The organism is Rhizobium sp. NPDC092011, assembly GCF_044756305.1.
Lineage (GTDB): Bacteria > Pseudomonadota > Alphaproteobacteria > Rhizobiales > Rhizobiaceae > Rhizobium.
Genome location: NZ_JBIVSO010000023.1, coordinates 1 through 19,344, shown reverse-complemented (window position 1 = coordinate 19,344; position 19,344 = coordinate 1). Strand labels below are relative to the sequence as shown.

Here is a 19,344-nt window from a genome sequence, read left to right as displayed (position 1 = left end):
CCTGATCTTTCTCAGGGACGCTCGAGTTTGCCGCTCGTCCGCGAGTGGTTACGACCTGTATCCACATTCTCGCGGCATGGATCGATTGATGGTCAAACAAACGCTTCCAGCTCTCGTCGACGTGAACCTCCTTTCGCCAAGTATTACCGAAATCACTCTTCCCTTGATCGTGATCGTCCATTCAACGGCCATCGTTGCCTCTTCGTCGAGGCAACCGAGATGACCCAGCCGACACTAGCAGTTCGTGCGCACCCCAGAAATATTGGTGATCTCGCGTGGTGGCGACGGCATTGGCGCCGATATTGTTTGCCGCATTGCGTTGAGTTGCTGTCTGCTGGCAAGCTTTCCTCAACTCTTGCATGCTAGCAAGTCCTTTTGGAGGGTTGAAATGTGCGTGGCCATGGCAGCGCTGAAACGTATTACCTGAGGCGCTGATGGTTAAAATCGCAGCGCTAGGGTCGTACCTATACCAATCAGCTCTCGCCTTCTGTCTCCTCATCGCAGTCTCCCACCTGCTCGCGGCGCCGACCTACGTCGCCTATTCGCTGTTCATCTCGATCGCCCAGTTCGCCGACATCGCCTGCTTTCAGTGGCTCCGCTCCGCCTGCAGCCGTTTTTATCCCGGCCCTGACGAAGAAAGTGAACTGGCTCAGCGTGGCGTCATCATCGCCGAGTTCATCGCAAGCGCGGCCCTCTGCCTTCTCGGAGCGCTAGTCGCGCAGCTATTCGACGTTCCGCTCTGGCTAGGGTTAGCCGGCGCCACCGCAGCGATCCTGCAGGGCGGCGGCGAATTGCATCTGACCATGCTGCGCTTTCGGCAGGAGTTCAGGCTGTTCTCTTGCCTCCAAGGCGCGCGCGCGACAATCCAAGCTGCGACGACGCTAGCCGGCGCCGCGCTGGGCGGCGATCTTAAGCATGTGGTGGCTGGCATCCTGGTCGGAAACCTCGTCTACTGCATTTTAGCCTGCGTCCTGTCGCGCCACATCCTGCCCTGGTCGCGCGCCAGCGACGGCAAGCTCGTCAAGCGTCACCTGGTCTATGGCGGTGTGTCGGCCGGCGCCTCAATCGTCGGGGTGATGGCGCCGCTCGGGCTCAAGACGATCTTCTTGAGCGGGCTAGGACCGGCGGCAGCGGCCGGCCCGTTGCTGGCGCTAGATCTGCTGCAGCGGCCATTCGGCATGATCATCACCTCGCTTCAGGCCGTGCGTTACCCTGAGCTGGTGACGCGCTTCGATACCGAGGGCAGCTCTGAAGACGTCCAGGTCGAGCTCGGCCGCTACTATGCCCTGCTGACAGGCTCCGCCCTGCTCGGCGCCGCCGGTCTAATCGCCCTACTTGGGGCCGCGACAGCGACTGTCGTTCCGCTTGCCATGCAGGCTTCCTTCGCGCAAACGGCGCCGCTCATCATGCTGGTGGCGTTGCTTCGATCCCTCACTCAAACTTTACTGTCGACGCCCGCGCATCTGCAGCGCCGCTTGCCGGCCATCGTCGGATTGGCCGCGCTCGACTGCATCTTGACTTGCGCTGGAGCCTTCGTGGCCGCGGCGCTCTATCCCGGCGCCGGTGCCGCCATTGCCGCCGGGACCGCCGGCGGAGCGGCAGCGGCAGCGATCTTCGGCGTATTCATGCTGCGCCGGCAACCTTTCGTTCTGCCCTGGTGGCCTGTGCTTGCGTCTGCCGCGGCCTTGATCGTTGCCTGGCTGAGCGCAGGTTTGTTTGCCGGCGACCTCCTGCTGGCAACTGGCGTCGCCCTTGCCGTCGCGCTCGTCTTCGGCGCGGCGCCTTCTTTCGTTTTCCTCCGCTGGATCGCACGTTGAGGCATCATGACTGACACGATACCAACCCGACCGACCACTATCATCGTTGGCTTCGCCACCTCCGGCCGCCGCGAGGTTTTACGAGACACACTTATCCAGCTCGATCGGCAGGAACTGCGCCCGCAGCGCATCCTGATCTGCCCGTCCTCCAGCGATGACGTCGATTGGGATCATGCGGCAAGCCTGACAATCCCCGCAGAGCGCATCGATGGCTCTCGGGGGCTAACCGCTCAGCGCAACGCCATCCTTGATGCGGCCGGCGATGTGGATCTGCTCGTGTTCCTCGATGACGATTACCTGCCGACGGATCGCTTCCTTGCCGAGACCGAGCTGATATTCCGGCAAAATCCGGATGTCGTTGCGGCGACCGGTCATGTCCTTGCCGACAGCGTTCATGGGCCTGGAATCGGATTGCAAGAGGCGCTGGCGATTTTGGCCGGCGACCGGCCGCCGGAAAATGGCGATATTCGTCCGGTGGAGAACACCTATGGCTGCAACATGGCATTTCGGATGGCAGCGATCCGGCGCACAGGCGCGCGCTTCGACGAGAATTTGCCGCTCTACGGCTGGCAAGAGGACGTTGACTTCTGCAGCCAGCTCGCAGGCGAGGGGCGGATTGTGCACGCTACGACGTTGCGTGGCGTCCATCGGGCCGTCAAGCTTGGCCGCACCTCGGGATTGCGGTTCGGCTACTCACAAATCGCGAACACGGTGTATCTGGCGCGCAAGGGCACGATGCGCCGCGCTCGTGCCTTGCGCCTGTCCTCCGCGCCGCTAATAGCCAACATCGTTGGTAGCCTGCTGCCCCAGGGCCGAATTGATCGACGCGGCCGGCTTAGGGGAAATCTGCTGGCACTGCGGGATCTATTGCGAGGTCGCCTCGACCCGCGACGCATTCTGTCGCTCGATTAAGAGCTCGGCCCGGCTGTCCTCCGATCGCGTCTCCTGCGCTACGGTGTTTGTCGGAGCGGGGCTTTGGAGGTGGGCGTAGAAATCGAGGTGAGCGAGGGCAGCGTTGTCCCAGAGCCTGGCGAGGTCGACGCCGATCGCCTTTGCCTTGCCGGCCTGGGCGACGAGCACGGCCTCGGCGAAGCGGTCGGGGGTGGCGTCGACTGGGCATAGGACGGTCGACGGGTTGTCAATCTTCGCCTTCAGTGCCGGGGCGAGCGCGAATTCGTCCGGCCTCTCGGCTTCAGTCGAAACCAGCGGGATCGCGAGTTGGCTGACCGCCAGGAAGCTGCCACGCCGCGTACTGATCCCGTCGGTGAACGGTAGCAGGAAGACGTCCGCGGCGGAAAGCGTCGCCATTAGCGCGCCCTCGTCGTCGATGCGGCCACGGAAATCGAGCCAGTCGGCGACGCCGAGGTCGTGTGCCAGCGCCAGGAAAGCCTCACGATCCTTGGGCTTGTCCCAGAGGAAATCGCCGCAAATCAGCAGGCGCGCCTTAACGCCTCGTTTGTGCAGCGCTTGCGTCGTGCGCAGCAGGACGTCGGGTCGCTTGCTGGCATAGAGCACGCCGAAAAAACCGATGACGATGTCGGCCTCGCCGGCGCCGGTGCCACGGAGCTTGGCCCGCTCCGCGGCGACTCGCTTCGGATCAATCCGCGCCGGCATTATGTTGGGACCGATCGGGATGACCGGGGCTGCCTGCTTCTTCGCCTTACCGACCAATAGAGTCGTTTGGAAGCTCTCGCGCTGCTGCGGCGAGACGAAGATGAAGCCGTCGCAGGCTAAGATGTCCGGCACCATCGAGAGATGGCGCAGGCGGTTGAGCGAGGTCCATTCGTGCAAGGTGATGGCAATCCGTCCCTTGCGTGTCATCAACCGCGCCGCCATCAGTGCCGAGCCGGGCAGGATTTTGTTGCCCCAGCCCTCGATCGGCAGCTGCAGATGCACAATTCGGTCCCGACGCAACTCCTCGGCAATGGCGGCAATGAAGGCAAACGGCTGTTCCGGCTCGATTGTTCGGACCGCGACGAAACCCGGGCGCAGTGCATTGATGGCGTCGGCGAGGCGATAGGCATAGTCCATCACCGCGCAGGTGACGGGCCGTGCGGAGCCGAAAATGACGACGGATGGGGCGGGAGATGAGGAGCGCATACGCCTTTGACCATACCGATGGTGGAGTACTCGCTATCGCACAACTTTCCTAACATTGGGTTCATCCCGCGAAGGTACCAAATATGACGCTGGGGTTTAGTCGTGTGCTAACGCTCGTTGAAGGGTGCAGCGGCAATTTGACGATCAGGGAACAGCCCTGCAGAAATGGCTGTGATGGGGTTGTCTTATGACTTTCTCGCCTGCTTTGGCATCATGAGATGCTTGATCCTGGGTGCCCACCCGGGATCAGGCCGAGAGGGATGGATCGAAGTTGTCTCGGTTGTGGAGGATCGTCGATGGGTGCGATCAGCCCCTTTCTGTCCAACAGGCCTGGACGGAACCAGGACTTCGAGTCCGGATGGCAAGAAGAAGCAACCGGCGCTTACCACCACCAGTTCGAGCAAGCATTGGCGGATCCGCTACGCGTCAAACTCAACCCAGCCCAGGCGCTGCGGTTTGTGTAAGCAGCGGGTCCCTCTTGCCAAAACGGATAGGATCGACGCCCTGTGGGCCGCAGTCGGCGCTTTGATACCCCCTTCACTCCCGCAGGATGCGCGAACCAGTTCAGGGCTCCCGGGGGATGGCCCGGATTGAGCGGGATCTGCTCCAGGTGGCGATGCCATTCTGAGGCCCCGCATCTTCCATTTGGCAATGCCGCCCCTGCGGCCATGAGACCATCTGTCGATTGTGGTCGGCGGGCAGGCTCAGCAGCCAGAGTTAAGTCAGCGAGTGAAACGCGCTAATGCGCTTTGTTCATTCCAACCGTAAGGGCTCCGACAGCGATTTGAGTTGCATTCCCGTAGTCGGCATTTGCAGCGCGGCGGGCCGCGTCGCGGATAAAATCGGTTCCGTTCAATGATACCGAAACAATTGCTCCGGCATAGCTATAGGCTGGATCCAGTCAGTATTTCGATCCACATGTGGTCTCACCAAATTGTGATATTAGTTTCAGTAGGCTATCGAGTTTTGGCATTTAGCTTGCGGCTAACACGCATTGCCGGTTCGAGCTTGGTTCAAGAGCTAAGGGAAACCCTCTCGGTATCCGCCTTTAAGATGCATCGGACACAGAGTTTCTTGCCTTTCTCGCTGACCATCGGTCAGCGAGAAAGGCAATTGTCTGAACCACCGTAACGGACCTGATCGTAAACGTAAGGACCAGCATGGAATTTGCCTCGGCACTTGCGGTCGCAGAGTGCCGAAGCCGAGCCGGCCAATGCTTACGCGGCCCTGGCTCGCGCCGGTAGTGCAAGGGCTGCAAGCAGGCTGACGAGAATGCCGGCGGCCGCCAGCCAGAAGGCGAGTTGCGTGCCCTCGGCGACGGCGGCGCGCAGAGCGTCACCCTCCAGGCCGCCGACATGGCGATTGGCAAGAGCAATGAGGACCGCGAGACCAATGGAATTGCCGACGCTGAGAGTGGTGGACGCCATGCCGGACGCAATTCCTTGTTCGTCGTGATGCACACCTGTCGCGGCAGCAATCCACATAGCTGTCCAAACGATGCCTTGACCGATACCAGATACGATCAAACCCGGAACGATGGTCAGGTAGCTGCCTCCGACCTGTGTGCCAGGCACAAGCAGCGCTGTGCCGCCAGCACCAACCACCATGCCTATAACCAGCGTGGTGCGCATGGAAAGCGTTCTTACTAGGCGCTCGCCGAGTTGTGTGCCAATCGCGATAGCGACGGAAGGAACGAGGAAGGCGAAGCCCGTTTCCAGTGCCGTCAGTCCCTTCACATTCTGGAACAGCACGGTCAGAAAATAGGGCAACGCTCCGAATGTGCCCATGAAGAGGAAGGTGATCAGCATGCTTGCGACAAGATTGCGGTTGGCGAACAGTCGCAGAGGCATCAACGGGTCGGTACTGCGCGCCTCGATGACCGCAAATGCGATGAAGAAGATGGCCGAGACGGCAAGAGCACCGGCTACGCTTGAAGCGTGCCATCCGATCTCGGGCCCTTCCACCAGCGCGAAGACCAGCGAGGTTGCGCCGACAGTCACGCTCAGGGCACCCGGCAGGTCGAAGCTGCGGCGCTCCTGGCGCTTGATGTCGCGCGGGATCAGGAGGAAGGCGGCGATAATTGCGATGCCGGCAAGGACCACATTGACGTAGAAGACGGCGGGCCAGCCCCATGTGGCGGTCAAAAAACCACCAGCCAATGCACCGATGCTCAGGCCGCTTGCGCCAGCGCCGCCCCAGACGGCCAGTGCCCGGTTGCGTTCCCGCCCTTCCGCAAACAGGCGATTGATGAGCGAAAGCGTCGCCGGGAACAGGAAGGCCGCACCGATACCTTGGACGGCGCGCGCGGCGACGATCACCTGCGGCGACCAGGCAAGCCCCCCGGCGAGCGAAGACAGGGCGTAAAGCCAGAGCGCGAGGATGAACATGCGCCGTTGACCGATCAGGTCTGCCGCGCGCCCGCCGAACAGCAGGAAGCCCCCACACAAGACCATGTAGGCGCTGACCACCCATTGCAAGGTCTGGCCGGAGAAACCCAAACTCGCGCCGATCTTCGGCAGGGCGACGAAGACGATGTTGATGTCGAGGGCATAGATGAGCTGGGCGAAGGCTAGCAGCGCCAGCGCCCCTGTCCTTCGCGCGCCGATATTTGACGCCGGTGTTGTGCCGGCCTGTTCCAAAGCGGTCATGTCAAACTCCATTGAGTAATCTTTGTCGATCAACAAAGAATGCAGGCTTGCATCGCGGCGTCAAGCGAATTATTTGTTAATCGATCAAAAATGGAGAGAAGCTATGGCTGGGCGTCCACGCGAGTTCGATCGAAATGTAGCCTTGGCAAAGGCGCGCGACGCCTTCTGGGCGCGCGGCTACGAGGGCGTATCCATGGCTGATCTGGTCGAGGCGCTCGGAATTGCATCGGCACGTATCTACGCTGCGTTCGGGTCGAAGGAGGCGCTTTTTCGGGAAGCCGTGGCGCTATACGCGGGCGAGGAAGGTGGCTTTGCCGAGCGCGCCGTGGCAGAGGAACCGACGGCCGTGCGTGCCATTGAACGTAGCTTGCGTGAAGCGGTTGAAAATTGTACGCGAAAAGGCCGCCCGCAAGGCTGCATGATGGTTCTGGCGGCGACCAATTGTGCCGCTGAGAATGACGGCGTGCGGCTGTTGCTCAGCGAATATCGCCAACGCCGCACGACCATGTTGTTGGAGCGCCTGAAGCGCGCCGTCGCCGAAGGCGAGTTGCGCGCACAGACCGACGCCGAGGCGCTTGCCGACCACTATTCGACCATCCTGCTCGGCATCGCCGTGCAGGCGCGCGATGGCGTGTCACGCAAGCGCCTGCTGGCGACGGTTCCGACAGCCATGCTGGCGCTTCGTGCTGAGCTCGCGTGATCCGGATTCTAGCCCCTAGTTTGGTTCCACGCGCTTCACGGATGAGAGGGAGGTGATTATTGAAATAGCGTTCCCCGCACGACCTTGCATTGCATCAGCCGATGCGCCCGTGCAATCGAGCCCCAATAGGTAGGAAAGATTTGATGACAGGGTTGGCGGTTCGTGTCTTGTCGGAGCATAGCATTCATGCCCCGTTCAGCCGTCCGGTTTCAGGGTGACGACCATGATGGAGGTTCGCTATGAAAATTTTTAAAAGCCTGCTTGCGTCGCTTCTTGGTATCGGCTTGCTGATCGGTGCGGGCGCAGCATCCGCAGCGCCGATCGCAAACATGACGAAGCCGGAGATCCAGTCATCTGTTCAACCGGTCCGGTATCATCACCGTCGTCATTGGCGCGGCCATCGGCATCACCGGCCTCACCACTGGCGATCGCATCGCAGCTACCGGAGCCACTACTGGCGTGGTCATCATCGTGGCTGGTACAAAAATCGCCACCACGGTCATCACCGTTACTATCGCTACTGACGGGCGCCTGCGGGAAGCCGTGTTTCAGATCACCGGCGGCATGATTTGACGTGCACAATCACGGCGAATGCCACACGACCCCGTGCAACACAACAGGCCTTGCAGTTAAGACGGCGAGCATCGCCGTCTTAAAGACTAAAAGTGGCTGGCGGAGCGATGGTGGGCATCATTGACCTAGCAGCGCTTTCAATCCGGCCGCCCCAACCCATCGCAACGCTATTGGGTGACGGAGTGCTGTGCTCCTGCAATCAGCTTCAACTTCTATCGATTGACCGGATCGGGGGCGATGCTGAAGCCATGCGAAACGTCCGCTGCCAAGGTGATCGTAATCATTCTCGGCCTCGAGCCCGGCACTTAAAAAGCTGCGACGACCATTATGGCCGAAAATGAGCAAGGGTCTCATATTGCATGGCAGCAAATGCACGGCTGCCGGAAAGCAACACGATGGGTCCTGCGGAAGCCGGTGAGGGGTAGAGCCCTCACAGAGGGAACCGGCGGCAGCGCACCGTCGCTTGCGAGTGAAAAAGGAACAAACGAATAACCCGTCGTGCGGATGCACTAACGATTGAAATAGAGGTACGGCTGGGCCGGTTGGAGCCCATGGGATCTTCCAATTTGCCATCAATTTCAGATGATTGTCATCAAACTCGGCAAGGACTACGTTCTGTACCGGTTTACAACGAGGCGCCTGATGGAAAACGAACCAACCGAAGCATATGAGCACGCCGAACATGCCGAGCACGCTGCACACAGCGGCAATGCGTTCCTGTCTCGTGTTGCGGTCAGCATCGCCGTTCTGGCGGTACTAGCAGCAGGCGTTGGCAGTTTGGAAACAATCGAGAGCGGCGCCTCGACGGCAGCAAAAGCCGAGGCTGTTCTCTTTCAAAACAAGGCGACCGACAATTGGAACTTCTTTCAGGCCAAAAGCCTGAAGAAGAACATGTACGATATCGCCGCGGCCCAGGGCGGAGCGGGAGCTGATGAGTTTCGATCTGAGGCCCGGCGCAATGAGGCCGAGAGCCAAGACATCCAACAGGTCGCAAAGGACTTCGAGGCGAAATCGGAAGAGGCCCTTCAGGCAGCAGGTCTGCATGAGACGCGGCACCATCGCCTGACGATCGCCGCGACATTTCTCCATATTGCCATCGCCATTGCAACGATCGCAATCATTACCGGTGGTCGGCGCTGGCCCTGGTATACGTCGCTTGCGCTGGGCGTCATCGGAACGATCGTCGCCGGAGCCGCCTATCTGGTATAGCGGCGCCGCCCACCACCCAGATGAGGGTGCGACTGTCGATCACCGCGAGAGCCTGCCCCAGTTTTTCATTTCGGGGTGGCCCAGTCAGACCTTTAAATGGTATTTGCCGACGATTTGATAGCCCGATTTTGCGGATCGACGAAAAGTGAAAAACTGGGATAAATCATGCCGCAATTCAACGGGCTAAGCTTGGAATAGAAGCCGGCCTATGATGAAAGTCGCTCGGCAACAAGCGCCGGAATCTCCTTCAGCGCGAAAGCGCGGAAGGCGGTAGCGATGGGTGAGGGAGGCACATCACGCCTCTCGATCAGGCCCACTCGCCGGCTTGCCGCGGGATCGGCGAGGTCAAGCACTGCCACGCCCTCATGCGCGCCGAGCATGGTCAGTGACGGCAAGACAGTAAAGCCGAGGCCTGCCTTTACCATTGCCATCAGCGAGGTGACGTTGTAGACCGTGATGAGCGACTGCGTCGAAAGCTGTTTATACTCCTCGGCCTCTATCCGGTCGGATGCGCCGTTGCGGATCAGCGTCGCCGCATCGAGATCGCTCCATTCCACTGGTCTTTCCAGTCGGCAGAGAGCGTGATCGTCCTTGCAGAGTAACTTGAACCGGTCCGAGAAAAGCGGCGTGAATTCCACGCCGCCGCCGGCGCGGCTTTCGCCGGCTATACCGATGTCGGCAACGCCGCTTTCGACCATGCGCCGCACTTGGACGCTGTCGATATCGAACAGTTCCATCTGCACCTGCGGCCGAGCTTCAAGAAAGCGCTGCAAAATCGCAGGCAGTATGTTCACCGCAACCGATGGCACTGATGCAACGGACAGGCTGCCGATGCGGCTATGCGCAAAGGCACGCATGATACTCACGGACTTGTCAAAGCTGCGGATCTGCTCGCGGCCGAGATCGAGCATCAGATTGCCAAGGGACGTCAAACTGTTCTTGCGGTCTGTCTGGAATAGCGGTCCGCCGATTTCGTCTTCCAGCTGCTTCAGCGTCATGGAGACGGCCGAAGCCGTGCGCCCGACCGCATCGGCTGCATCCTTGATATTGCCGCTCTCCGCGACCGTGACGAAGACCCGCAGTGCTTCCAGCTTGATCATGGCTCTCACTTCAATTCTTCTGAAATTGATAACAGAAATATCTGCTTGATTGAAGCGGGTTGTTAACGGATTTTGCCTTCGAACAGAACGGAGTTTGAGATGGCAGAACGCTACGCCAACCTGATCGGCGGCCAATGGAGGCAAAGCCAACGCGTCCACGAAAACCGCAATCCATCGGATGTGACCGACCTGATCGGCCTCTATGCGCAGGCTGATGCCGCCGATGTCGAAGAGGCGGTCTCTGCCGGCCGCGTCGCGATGAGAGCGTGGCGCGCCACCGGGCTGGAGCACAGACAAGCAATCCTCAACCGGATCGGCGCCGAGCTCATGGAGCGCTCGACCGAGCTTGGTGAACTGCTGTCGCGCGAAGAGGGCAAGCCGGTCGCGGAAGGCCGAGGCGAGGTCTTTCGCGCCGGGCAATTCTTTACGTATTACGCCGCCGAAACGCTGCGCCAGCTTGGGGAAAACGCGGACTCGGTGCGTCCCGGCGTCGAGATTGACATGCGGCGCGAGCCCATGGGACTTGTCGCCGTCATCTCGCCCTGGAATTTCCCAACGGCAACGGCCAGTTGGAAGATTGCTCCGGCGCTTGCCTATGGAAATGCCGTTATCTGGAAGCCGGCTAACGAAACGCCGGCTTCCGCCTGGGCCTTGGCCGATATCATCCATCGCGCCGGCCTGCCGGACGGAACGTTCCAGCTGCTGATGGGGCCGGGTTCGGTTGTCGGCAACGGCCTTGCCAGTCATCGTGGAGTCGATGCAGTCACCTTCACGGGGTCCTACGACATAGGTTGTCAGGTGGCGGTGGCCGCCGCGGCGAACCTTACGAAGTTCCAGCTGGAGCTCGGCTCCAAGAATGCATTGCTCGTCATGGACGACGCAAATCTCGATCTCGCGGTGGCGGCGGCGATCGGTGGCGGGTACTCCGGCACGGGCCAGAAATGCACCGCCTCATCCCGCCTCGTCGTCCATGATAGGGTCCACGATATCTTTACTGAAAAGCTTGCCGCGGCCGTTGCGGCGCTGAAGGTCGGCCATGCGCTTGCGGACGGCACGCAGGTCGGTCCGGTCGTCAGCGAACGCCAGCTTGCCGCGAATTTGGCCTGGATGGACCGCATCCGCGCGTCCGGGGCAGAGATTGCGACAGGCGGTGAACGCCTGCGCCTTGCGCATGACGGCTTTTACATGTCGCCGGCGCTTGTCACGGGCACCTCCAATTCGATGGAATTCAACCGTGAGGAGATGTTCGCGCCGGTCGCCGCGGTACAAAGGATCGGCTCCTATGAAGAGGGGCTTTCGGTCGTGAATGATACGCGCTTTGGTCTTGTCGCCGGCATTTTTACCGATTCACTCGCCCGCGCCACCCACTTTCGTCGCCATGTCGAGACCGGCTGTGTCACCGTCAACCTGCCGACGGCGGGGACCGATTACCACGTCCCCTTCGGCGGCCGGAAAGACTCGAGTTTCGGCTCGCGCGAACAGGGCCGCTCGGCAGCTGAATTCTACACCCAGGTCAAGACCGCCTATATTCGGGCGGGAGAGCCGGAGTAAGACCATGGACGCGAATATTGCCAGCCCTCTCATTGACTGTCTGCAATACGCCAATTGGAGCCCGCGTGTCTTTGCCGAGATGCGGGCCGGCGGCGTTCACGCCGTTCACGCCACCATCGCCTATCATGAGAATTTCCGCGAAACGGTGGCCAATATCATTGCCTGGAATCGGCATTTCGAGCGCCATTCGGATCTCATTTTTCCGGGCCGCTCCGGCGACGACATTGAGAGAGCCATGCGAGAGCGCCGGACGGCCATCTTCTTCGGCTTGCAAAACCCGTCGCCGATCGAGGACGATATCGGACTGATCGAGATCTGCCACACGCTCGGCGTCCGCTTCATGCAGCTCAGCTACAACAACCAGTCATTGCTTGCCACCGGCTGCTACGAGGAAGAGGATCCAGGTATCACCCGCTTTGGCCGCCAGGCCATCGCGGAGATGAACCGGGTTGGCATGGTTATCGATATGAGCCATTCCGCTGAACGTTCCACCCTGGAGGTGATAGAGATTTCCAGGCGTCCGATCGCCATCACCCATGCAAACCCCTACTGGTGGCATCCGGCGCTGCGCAACAAGTCGGATGCGGTCCTGAAGGCGCTGACGGCATCGGGGGGCATGCTTGGCTTGTCGCTCTATCCGCATCACCTCAAGGACGGGTCAAATTGCAGCTTGGATGGATTTTGTGCGATGGTGGCCGAGACGGCATCGCGTTACGGCGTGAAGCACGTCGGAATCGGCAGCGACCTGTGCCAGGATCAGCCGGATTCGGTGGTGACATGGATGCGCAATGGCCGCTGGTCGAAGGTGATGGATTTCGGCGAGGGGTCGGCGGCCGCAGCAGGCTTTCCGCGACAACCGACCTGGTTCGGCAGCAACGCCGATCTTGGCAATCTGCGCGATGGCTTGCGACACGTCGGCTTCAGTGAGGGCGAGGTGGGCGATATCATGGGCGGAAACTGGCTGCGGTTTTACCACGCATCCTTCGGGCCGCTGCCATGAGGTCCGGCGCCCCTGACCTCACCACGGGGCCGGCGCTGGTCATGCGTTCCCCTGATGCCGTCATGCGTCTTGAGCGGATGGGTGCCTCCTTCCCGACGCGGCTCAGTTTCCTGCGCAGCCTGATCCGTCGCCTTGCGGCCAGCAAGGTTATGGTCAGGCGTCTTGTCTGGGACATGAATGACGCGGGCTTCGGTGATGCGGTCTATACACTGACGCTTGGCTCGCATGATTACAGCCTTGTTGCCTTTTCCTGCCCCCTGTCCGACGACCTGCGCTCCGACCGGGTGATCGCCGAGGCTTGGGATACAAGCTTTGTGCTCTTTGACGGCATTCCCGATGCCGCCGAGATCGATCGGCTCCGGCGGAATGCGCCACGGCAGGAGGCGGGGCGGTTCGGCCCTCGTGACCTCGTGCTGAGCCGGGCCAACAAATCAGTACGCTTCTTTGAACATGTGGCCGACGCATTGGCGCATGGTCGCCAGCCCGAACGGGCGCGTCTTTGTGACGTCGGCTACCTGCTGCGAACCACAGCCGTCTACGGCAACGGAAAATTCGGCATTGCCGATCGTGCCGTGCTGGCTGCGCGCGATGGGCTGGATGGACCCTTCCAGGCGGAAATGCTGACGGTCTGGCTAATCCGCGACTTCTCTCACGATCTGGTCGAACATGTCGCGCGCTGCAGGGCGCCAAACACCTTCGTTCCGCTTGCACCTAAGCTGCGGCGCCATATCGGAGTGGGCAATTCAACCGGCCTCGGCATGGCGCCTTTCCTCGCAAACCATCCGGTGCTTTTGAACAATTGGGTTCTCGCCCGGGAAACCGCCTTGGCCCGCGTGCGGGCAAAGGACAAGCTCGACGCAGAGATGATGAGCCGCTTGGCGTGCCTCTGGCGACAGGCGGCCGACCATATCGCGCAGTGGTCGGTCGAAGACCGCGCACTGATGGCACGCATTCTGCGTTTACGTGAAGAGTGGGCTGAAGCCGAAGCCTGGATCAATCCTGCAAGGCTCCAGGCTCGATTGTACCCGATTGCGGCGTTGCTTGATCGCTCCCAATCCTTGTCCGTGGATTTTCAGGAGTTGCTGGCGGCACTTTTGATCGAAATGGCAGGTGCGGACAGTGACGATCTTGCGAGAGGCATGGCTGCCGCGCGGGAGACCGCATTTCAACCGGGAATGAGCGTCGCATCGCTTCGCGGTCTGTTGCGCGAGCACTATGCCTGGGCGATGAGTATCTCTTTTGATGCGCCGGCGGAAATCGCTCAGTTCTGGTATGTATCCGAGGAAAAGCTGGAGCCGCGTCTTGGAAGGCGTGCCGCCGAACCCGGCGAGGAACTGGAGCTTCCGCTCGACATCGCCCGGCAGGTGCAGCAACTTTCGGCAGACCTTTCGGGCGCGCCGGATATGCAGACAGTTGCGTCGTTCCTTGCCCGCTTTCCGCAGCATCGCCATACGGTTCGCCGTGTCCAAACGACGGCTTCAGCGCCCTATGCGGAAATCCGCGACAATCTGCTTTCGGATCGCTGCTTGCCGATCGACATGCTGCGCTGCAAGCTCGCCTTCTTTGGCGCTTCGAAATTCGATCCCCGATCAGATCGCTGGACACGGATCACCCTCTTCCAGGGTGCGCCGACCGCAGGCGAGATTGCAGCCGGTGAAACAGACAATTGCTGGCTTCCGGTGCTGTCATGAAGACCATCCTTCTTTCCTATAACGAAGTGCAGTCGAGCGCGCGCAAGGCGGCGCGCGGGGCAGGGTTCCCTCACGGCGCTGCGGATGACATCGGCCAGGCCGCGGTGTGGTTGTCAGCACGCGGTGTCGACGCCATCAGCGTCGTCGTCGGGACATTGGCCGTACAGGGTGTCTCTGTCGTTCTCGACGGCTTTGCGGCGATCGACGCGCTGTGCTGCGGCGAGAGGGACGACGTCCCGCTGCGTGGCGGTGCTGAGAGCCTGCTATTGTTGGGCTTTGCCGGAGCGGCAGCACGGGAGACGGGACTGCGCCTTTCGTTGGATTTCGGCGGCGGCGATAGCCTTTCGCTGACGCGCCTGCGAGATGCCGCCCAGCTGGCGCCGGCAACCCTGCGTCTGATGCCGGGTTGTGAGGACTTGGACAGGGATGTGGCGCGACGACCGGCTGCAATCGATGCAGAAGCCTACGCGGCAGCGCTGCAGCTTGCGGCGAAAACCTATGTGCCTGCCTCAGATCTCTCGCGCGCCCGCGGTGCGGGTGCCGGCACGACCGACAACGATTAGGGATAATGTCATGACGGAGCAGATGATGACGCTCGCTGCGGTCGAGCGCTTGTGCCTCGATGCGCTGACGATGGTGGGAGCGAGCCACGACAATGCTGCTGCGGTTGCTCGCTCGACGATGCTGGCCGAGCGTGATGGCATTCGCAGCCACGGTCTGCTCTATGTGCCGATCTATGCCGAGCATGTGCGCTGCGGCAAGGTTGATGGCATGGCGCGTCCCGTGGTGTCGCAACCGCGCTCCGGCGCGGTGGTGGTCGATGCCGCAACTGGCTTCGCCCACCCGGCCATCGATGCCGGTTGGGATCGCTTCATCGTCTCCGCTCGACAAAACGGCGTCGCCGTGATGACGGTGTTCAACTCCTACAATTGCGGTGTGCTTGGGCATCACGCCGAACGTATTGCCGAAGCTGGTCTGCTTGGCCTCTGCACCACGCACGCACCGGCTTCAATCGCGCCGCCGGGCGGACGCGTGCCCCTTATCGGTACAAATCCTTTCGCACTTGGGGTTCCTGGTGGGCAAGTTGGGGCGGCAGCGGCCCTCGTGCTCGACCAGTCGGCAAGTGTCGTTGCGAAGTCGGAAATCCTTCTGCGCGCGCGCGAGGAAAGACTGATCGAGCCGGGCTGGGCGCTGGATGCCGACGGCACGGAGACGCTTGATCCTGCAGAGGCCCTCAGGGGCTCGATGGTGCCGGCCGGCGGACACAAGGGCTTTGGTGCGGGCCTCCTTGTGGAAATTCTTGCGTCCTGCCTGTCAGGAGCGGTCCTCAGCAAGGATGCAAGTCCGTTTTCCGGCACGGCAGGTGGTCCGCCGAGGACGGGTCAATGCTTCATAGCCTTCGACCCATCGGCCTTCTCGGCGGGTTTCTCGCAGCAGGTCACAAATCTGGTTGCGGCGATCACTGCGCAGCATGGCGCCCGCCTTCCCGGTGGCCGCAGGCAGGCTGCGCGCGAACGCACCGGGCGCGACGGCGTCCTGGTTGACGCATCGTTGATCGAACGCATCGAGGCGTTCATTCGCTAAAGTTTTTCTGAAATTCAGATCAGTTATTTCGGTTTGATAAAAGTCCGTGGTTTCGACATCGTAATCTTCAAGACCACCACAAACAATAAGGGGAACGGATATGAAGATCATGGCATCGATTCTTGCGGGAGCTTTTCTCTCCTGCATGGCGCTCGGCGGCAGCGCTGCCCGGGCTGCCGAGTGCGGTACGACCGACAAGATCACAATCGCGGAAATGACCTGGCTTTCTGCGGGTACGCTCGCCTATGTGACCAAGACCATCCTCAACAAGGGTTACGGCTGTGATGCCGAGATTGTGCCGGGTGACACCGTGCCGACGGCGTCCTCCATGCTTGCGAAAGGCCAGCCGGATATTGCGCCCGAACTCTGGGTCTCGACCGTCAAAGCGACTTGGGACCAGATGTTGGCAAAAGGCACCGTTTACAAGGCAGGTGACATTTTTGCGAGCGGCGGCCAGGAAGGTTGGTGGATACCGGACTATGTCGCCGCCGCGCACCCGGAAATCCGCTCGGTCGACGACCTGAAGAGCAATTGGAAGGTGTTCGAGGACGAAACCGCGCCTGGCAAGGGCCGCTTCTATGCCTGCCCTCCCGGCTGGGGCTGCGAGATCATCACCAACAACCTTATCAAGGCGCTTCACCTCGACGAGAACTACGAGATTTATCCAACCGGTTCCGGCGCCAACCTCAAGGCGACCATTGCGAGGCAGGTGTCGCGCAAAAAGCCCTTCATCGGCTGGTACTGGGGCCCGACCGAGGTCATTGGCAAGTACAAGCTCAAGAGACTGGAAATGCCGGCCTATGACGCTGCCAAATTCACCTGCCTCACCGACGTCAAATGTGAGAAGCCTGAGGTGACCGGCTGGGCCGTCGGTGAAGTGGCCGTTGCCGCAACGACAAGCTTGAAGAAGAAGGCGCCTGCCGTGGCAGACTTTCTGTCGAAGATGCAGGTGCCGAATGCCGAGATCAGCGATGTGCTCGCCTGGGGTGACGACAACAAGGCTTCGCCCGAAGAGGTCGCCACTTACTTCTTCAAGAACTACGAGAGCATCTGGACCAAATGGGTTCCGGCCGATGTCGCGGCGAAGGTGAAGGCCTCGCTCTAAGGGCCTTCCCGGCAGACGGCGCAATCAAGCAATTGTGCCGTCTGCCGGGACATTGAGAGGCAGCTCATCTCTGAAAGGCTTGCATCGTGGCAGACAATTTTCCCGATCTCATCGACACTCACGGCCTTCGCTCCGCCATCGACGATGGCTTCAGCTGGGTCGTGACGAATTACGGCGACACATTCGAGCGGCTGTTGATGCCGTTGCTCAAACTGCTGAGCGCCATGGAGGCTTTCCTGCAATGGCTGCCCTGGTATGTCACGATTGTTACGGTTGCCGTGTTGACCTACTCGGCGGCACGAAGCCTGAGGGCGACCGGTGCTGCGGTCGTTATGCTTGTCCTTATCGGCGTATTAGGTCTGTGGGACGACGCCATGGCGACCATTGCACTCATGCTTGCCGCGACCGTGGTCGCCGTGGCACTTGGTATTCCGCTCGGCATTGCGATGGCGCGCTCGGACTGGCTGCGTTCGCTGACGCTCCCGCTTCTCGACATCATGCAGACGCTGCCGATTTTCGTCTATCTCATTCCCTTCGTCATGCTGTTCGGACCTGGAAAGATCCCGGCCATTCTCGCCACCGTGTTCTTCGCCATTCCGCCAGTAATCCGTCTGACTGATCTCGGCATCCGCCAGGTCGATGACGAGGTGGTGGAGGCGATTGTCGCCTTCGGCGCGACGCCACGGCAAAAACTCTTCAAGGTTCAGATCCCGCTTGCCTTGCCGACCATCATGGCAGGCATCAATCAGACGACGATGATGGCGCTCTCCATGGTGGTCATCGCTTCGATGATCGGTGCGGGTGGGCTCGGCTATCAGGTATTGCAGGGTATTCAGCGCCTGGAAGTGAGCCGTGGCCTCATTGCCGGAATCGCCATCGTTTTTCTCGCAGTCATTTTTGACCGCATCGCACAGTCCTATGGACGACGTGCCCAGAAACATCGTGCAGGCGGAGAGTGAGGCCGTGATCATGTCCGACGTCAAAATCCAGGTCGACAAAGTCTACAAGATCTTCGGAAACCGCCCTGCCGATGCACTGGCCGAACTCAAGGCCGGCGCGCGAAAGGCCGAGGTGCTGCAAAAGACCGGCTGCATCGTCGGGCTCAGGGATATCGATTTCTCGATCCGCCGCGGCGAGACCTTTGTCATCATGGGGCTGTCCGGCTCCGGGAAATCGACCCTCATTCGCCACTTTAACCGGCTGATCGAGCCCACGGCCGGCCGAATTCTCGTCGACGGCCGCAACATCATGGACATGAACGCCAAAGAGCTTCTGGCGCTTCGTCGCCACGGCATCTCCATGGTGTTTCAGCGATTCGGCCTCCTGCCGCACCAGACGGTGCTCGAAAACACGATCTGCGGGCCGATCCTGCAGGGCGTCAGTCGGCGTGACGCAGTGGCGCTTGGCATGGAGCAGTTGGAACTCGTTGGTTTGAAAGGGTTTGAGAACCGCTTTCCAAGCCAATTGTCGGGCGGCATGCAGCAGCGTGTCGGCCTTGCAAGGGCATTGGCGACGCAGGCTGAGGTGCTTTTGATGGATGAGGCATTCAGCGCGCTCGATCCGCTGATCAAGAGCGACATGCAGGATCAGTTGAAAGACATCCAGGCACGGCTGAAGAAGACGATCATCTTCATCACCCATGATCTCGACGAGGCCCTTCATCTCGGCGATCGCATCGCCATCCTCAAGGATGGCGAGCTGCGGCAGGTGGGCACGGGCGAGGAAATTCTATTCCGGCCGGCCGACGACTATGTCGAGCGGTTCGTGCGGAAGGTGGACCTGTCGCGCGCCATGTACGCCTATGAAGCCTTTGAGAAGGTGCCGGTGTTGACGGAGGCGGAAGCAACGGTTGAGCGATCTGCCGCGTTGCTGTGTCAGCATCAGGGTGTGATTGTCTCCAATGGCGTTGCGCCGCGCCTCCTCTCGCGAGGTGTCTCCGCTGAGGCTCTTCCGGCAGCGTCCGTGGAGGCCGGGGTAGCGATCGGCCAATGTTTTCCGCTACTCGCTGCGGCGGATGCCATCCTCGTCACCGAGTCCGGCAAGCCAACCGGTATCCTTACGCGCGAAATGGCGTTCAAGGCTTTGGCTCGCTCGGCTCGTGCAGATCGAATGAGCTAAAGGCTGGTTTCAAGAGAAGATATCCGATGACTTCCCATGTCCTCACCGTATCCTGCAAATCGACGCGCGGCATTGTCGCGGCGATCACCGGCTATCTTGCCGAGCAGGGTTGCAACATCGTCGATTCCAGCCAGTTCGACGATCTCGA

At 60.7% G+C, this 19,344-nt stretch carries 18 protein-coding genes; 15 read left to right on the top strand and 3 right to left on the bottom strand.

The window, feature by feature from the left end; translation table 11 throughout:
* Nucleotides 1-434: 434 nt before the first annotated feature.
* Entirely contained in the window at nt 435-1,817 is a 1,383-nt protein-coding gene (locus ACIQJ2_RS35785) for a hypothetical protein (RefSeq protein ID WP_400676962.1), read from the top strand.
* Nucleotides 1,818-1,823: 6 nt separating this feature from the next.
* The gene (locus ACIQJ2_RS35780) at nt 1,824-2,729 is read left to right on the top strand and encodes a glucosyll transferase family 2 (protein WP_199150465.1); all 906 of its coding nucleotides are present in this window, start codon (nt 1,824-1,826) and stop codon (nt 2,727-2,729) included.
* On the opposite strand, the gene ACIQJ2_RS35775 is transcribed toward ACIQJ2_RS35780, so the two are convergent.
* A complete protein-coding gene (locus ACIQJ2_RS35775) occupies nt 2,682-3,917 on the bottom strand; it encodes a glycosyltransferase (RefSeq protein ID WP_400676958.1) in 1,236 nt (411 codons plus the stop codon). The genes ACIQJ2_RS35780 and ACIQJ2_RS35775 overlap by 48 nt on opposite strands.
* A 296-nt stretch (nt 3,918-4,213) precedes the next feature.
* Between ACIQJ2_RS35775 and ACIQJ2_RS35770 the strand changes: the two genes are divergently transcribed.
* Nucleotides 4,214-4,381, top strand: a complete 168-nt coding sequence (locus ACIQJ2_RS35770) for a hypothetical protein (RefSeq protein ID WP_400676955.1) — start codon at nt 4,214-4,216, stop codon at nt 4,379-4,381.
* Nucleotides 4,382-5,134: 753 nt separating this feature from the next.
* Here ACIQJ2_RS35770 and ACIQJ2_RS35765 read toward each other — a convergent pair.
* Nucleotides 5,135-6,565: an MFS transporter gene (locus ACIQJ2_RS35765; protein ID WP_400676952.1), complete on the bottom strand. Its 1,431-nt coding sequence runs from the start codon at nt 6,563-6,565 to the stop codon at nt 5,135-5,137.
* A gap of 103 nt (nt 6,566-6,668) precedes the next feature.
* On the opposite strand from ACIQJ2_RS35765, the gene ACIQJ2_RS35760 reads away from it, so the two are divergent.
* The 3 genes from ACIQJ2_RS35760 (at nt 6,669) to ACIQJ2_RS35750 (ending at nt 9,047) form a co-directional block, all read left to right on the top strand.
* A complete protein-coding gene (locus ACIQJ2_RS35760; protein WP_199150462.1) occupies nt 6,669-7,265 on the top strand; it encodes a TetR/AcrR family transcriptional regulator in 597 nt (198 codons plus the stop codon).
* Between the two features lie 239 nt (nt 7,266-7,504).
* The gene (locus ACIQJ2_RS35755; RefSeq protein ID WP_400676949.1) at nt 7,505-7,789 is read left to right on the top strand and encodes a hypothetical protein; all 285 of its coding nucleotides are present in this window, start codon (nt 7,505-7,507) and stop codon (nt 7,787-7,789) included.
* Nucleotides 7,790-8,480: 691 nt separating this feature from the next.
* Nucleotides 8,481-9,047 carry a DUF4337 family protein gene (locus ACIQJ2_RS35750; protein WP_199150460.1) on the top strand — a complete coding sequence of 189 codons (567 nt, stop codon included), beginning with the start codon at nt 8,481-8,483 and terminating at the stop codon, nt 9,045-9,047.
* 206 nt (nt 9,048-9,253) lie between these two features.
* Here the strand turns inward: ACIQJ2_RS35750 and ACIQJ2_RS35745 are convergent, their stop codons facing one another.
* Nucleotides 9,254-10,147: a LysR family transcriptional regulator gene (locus ACIQJ2_RS35745; RefSeq protein ID WP_400677113.1), complete on the bottom strand. Its 894-nt coding sequence runs from the start codon at nt 10,145-10,147 to the stop codon at nt 9,254-9,256.
* A 99-nt stretch (nt 10,148-10,246) separates the two neighbouring features.
* On the opposite strand from ACIQJ2_RS35745, the gene ACIQJ2_RS35740 reads away from it, so the two are divergent.
* From ACIQJ2_RS35740 to ACIQJ2_RS35700, 9 genes are all read left to right on the top strand, one after another.
* Complete coding sequence (locus ACIQJ2_RS35740; protein WP_199150458.1) at nt 10,247-11,698, top strand: aldehyde dehydrogenase family protein; 1,452 nt, start codon at nt 10,247-10,249, stop codon at nt 11,696-11,698.
* Nucleotides 11,699-11,702: 4 nt separating this feature from the next.
* The gene (locus ACIQJ2_RS35735; RefSeq protein WP_199150457.1) at nt 11,703-12,698 is read left to right on the top strand and encodes a membrane dipeptidase; all 996 of its coding nucleotides are present in this window, start codon (nt 11,703-11,705) and stop codon (nt 12,696-12,698) included.
* A 41-nt stretch (nt 12,699-12,739) separates the two neighbouring features.
* The gene (locus ACIQJ2_RS35730) at nt 12,740-14,389 is read left to right on the top strand and encodes a hypothetical protein (protein WP_400676944.1); all 1,650 of its coding nucleotides are present in this window, start codon (nt 12,740-12,742) and stop codon (nt 14,387-14,389) included.
* Nucleotides 14,386-14,952, top strand: a complete 567-nt coding sequence (locus ACIQJ2_RS35725) for a DUF3726 domain-containing protein (RefSeq protein ID WP_400676941.1) — start codon at nt 14,386-14,388, stop codon at nt 14,950-14,952. Before ACIQJ2_RS35730 ends, ACIQJ2_RS35725 begins: the two co-directional genes overlap by 4 nt.
* Nucleotides 14,953-14,962: 10 nt before the next feature.
* Nucleotides 14,963-15,973, top strand: a complete 1,011-nt coding sequence (locus tag ACIQJ2_RS35720) for an Ldh family oxidoreductase (protein ID WP_400676939.1) — start codon at nt 14,963-14,965, stop codon at nt 15,971-15,973.
* Between the two features lie 109 nt (nt 15,974-16,082).
* Nucleotides 16,083-17,078 (top strand): glycine betaine ABC transporter substrate-binding protein, encoded by a 996-nt coding sequence (locus ACIQJ2_RS35715; protein ID WP_400676936.1) that lies wholly within the window; start codon nt 16,083-16,085, stop codon nt 17,076-17,078.
* Between the two features lie 86 nt (nt 17,079-17,164).
* Nucleotides 17,165-18,037, top strand: a complete 873-nt coding sequence (locus ACIQJ2_RS35710) for an ABC transporter permease (RefSeq protein ID WP_400676933.1) — start codon at nt 17,165-17,167, stop codon at nt 18,035-18,037.
* A 10-nt stretch (nt 18,038-18,047) separates the two neighbouring features.
* Nucleotides 18,048-19,196, top strand: a complete 1,149-nt coding sequence (locus ACIQJ2_RS35705; protein ID WP_400676930.1) for a glycine betaine/L-proline ABC transporter ATP-binding protein — start codon at nt 18,048-18,050, stop codon at nt 19,194-19,196.
* 26 nt (nt 19,197-19,222) lie between these two features.
* Nucleotides 19,223-19,344, top strand: a 122-nt coding sequence (locus tag ACIQJ2_RS35700) for an ACT domain-containing protein (protein WP_400677111.1), incomplete at its 3' end; no start/stop codon positions are given.